This is a genomic window from Pseudomonas sp. PNPG3 (assembly GCF_023093815.1).
In the GTDB taxonomy this organism is placed as follows: domain Bacteria; phylum Pseudomonadota; class Gammaproteobacteria; order Pseudomonadales; family Pseudomonadaceae; genus Aquipseudomonas; species Aquipseudomonas asiatica.
Genome location: NZ_JALLKV010000119.1, coordinates 1 through 1,540 on the forward strand (window position 1 = coordinate 1; position 1,540 = coordinate 1,540).

Below are 1,540 nucleotides of genomic sequence, written 5' to 3' on the forward strand. Positions count from 1 at the left end.
AACGGCATTTTGCAGCAGTAGCAAAGGGGATCCGCATGCCTAGCCAATCCGACTTGCGCTTCACCTTCCAGCCGCTGGCTGGCCAGATTGACTTCGAGGTGGTTTCGTTCGAACTCGACGAAATGATCAGCTCACCGTTCCAGCTGAAACTGGAATTGATCAGTTTTGAAGACGAGGTCGACTTCGGCCAGTTGCTCGACCAACCAGTGCTGTTCACGATCTGGCGCGGTGAGCGCCCCCTGCGCTATGTGCACGGCCTGGTCAGCAGTTTCAGCCAGGGTGAGACGGGGTTCTATCGCACCCGTTACCGCGCATTGGTCGAGCCCGTGCTGGCCCGTGCCTGCTTGCGTTCGAACTGGCGCATCTTCCAGCAGAAGACCGTGCCGCAGATTCTCGAATTGATGCTCAGGCGCCAGGGCATTGCCCGTTTCGAAATCAACAGCATGGGCGAGCATCAGGTGCGCGAGTTCTGCGTACAGGCCGGTGAAACGGACCTCGACTTCATCGCCCGCCTGGCGGGGGAAGAGGGTTTCGTCTATCGCTTCGAGCACACACCGAAACACCATCAGCTGGTCATCACCGACCGACTGCTGGCGCTGGGGCAGATCAGCCGAAGCGCGCTCAAGGCCGACGACGAGGATGAAGACTTCTTCGACGAAGACGACATCGGCCCCGACCAGGTGCTGTACCGTGCCAACAGCGGTGGCGACCAGGCCAGGCCTTGTCTGCGCCGCCTGCGTTACAGCGAACAGGTGCGCACTGCACGTCAGGTGCAGCGGGACTACACCTTCACCAACCCGCAGTACCGGCAGGAACACCGCGCAGGTGACAGTAGCATCACCCATCAGTCCCGGGACTATGAGCGCTTCGACTACCCCGGCCGCTACAAGCGCGATGCGGTCGGTGTACCCTTTACCACTACCCGCCTGACGGCCCTGCGCCATGACGCCCGTATTGCCGAAGTCGAGGGTGACGATGTACGCCTGCAACCGGGGCTGAGCTTTACCCTCATCGAACACCCGCGCAAAGACCTCAACGCCCATTGGCGTGTGATGCGTGTACATCACGAGGGCAGCCAGTTCACCAGCCTGCAGGAAGAAGCTGCCGGGGCCGAACAAGGAACGCGCTACTCGCAGGAAGCCGTGCTGGTGCCCGGCCGGATCGAATGGCGTCCGGCGCCACTGCCCAAGCCACGCATCGACGGCCCGCACATGGCCACGGTCGTCGGGCCGCCCGGGGAAGAGATCTACTGCGACGAGTGGGGCCGGGTCAAGGTGAGCTTCCCCTGGGACCGGGAGAGCGAGAACAACGAGTTCAGCTCCTGCTGGGTGCGCGTGTCGCAAGGCTGGGCCGGCGGTAGCTGGGGTTCGATGGCTATCCCGCGCATCGGCCAGGACGTGATCATCCAGTACGTCAACGCCGACCCCGACCAGCCGATGATCACCGGGCGTACCTATTGCGGCGACCAACTGCCGCCGTATGACCTGCCCGAACACAAGACCCGCATGACCATCAAGAGCCAGACCCACAAAGGCGATGG

At 62.5% G+C, this 1,540-nt stretch carries 1 protein-coding gene; it reads left to right on the top strand.

Annotated features, from left to right (window positions below; genetic code table 11):
* Positions 1-35 precede the first annotated feature (35 nt).
* A partial coding sequence (gene tssI, locus MJ643_RS30300) for a type VI secretion system tip protein TssI/VgrG (RefSeq protein ID WP_247727272.1) occupies positions 36-1,540 on the top strand: 1,505 nt, incomplete at its 3' end.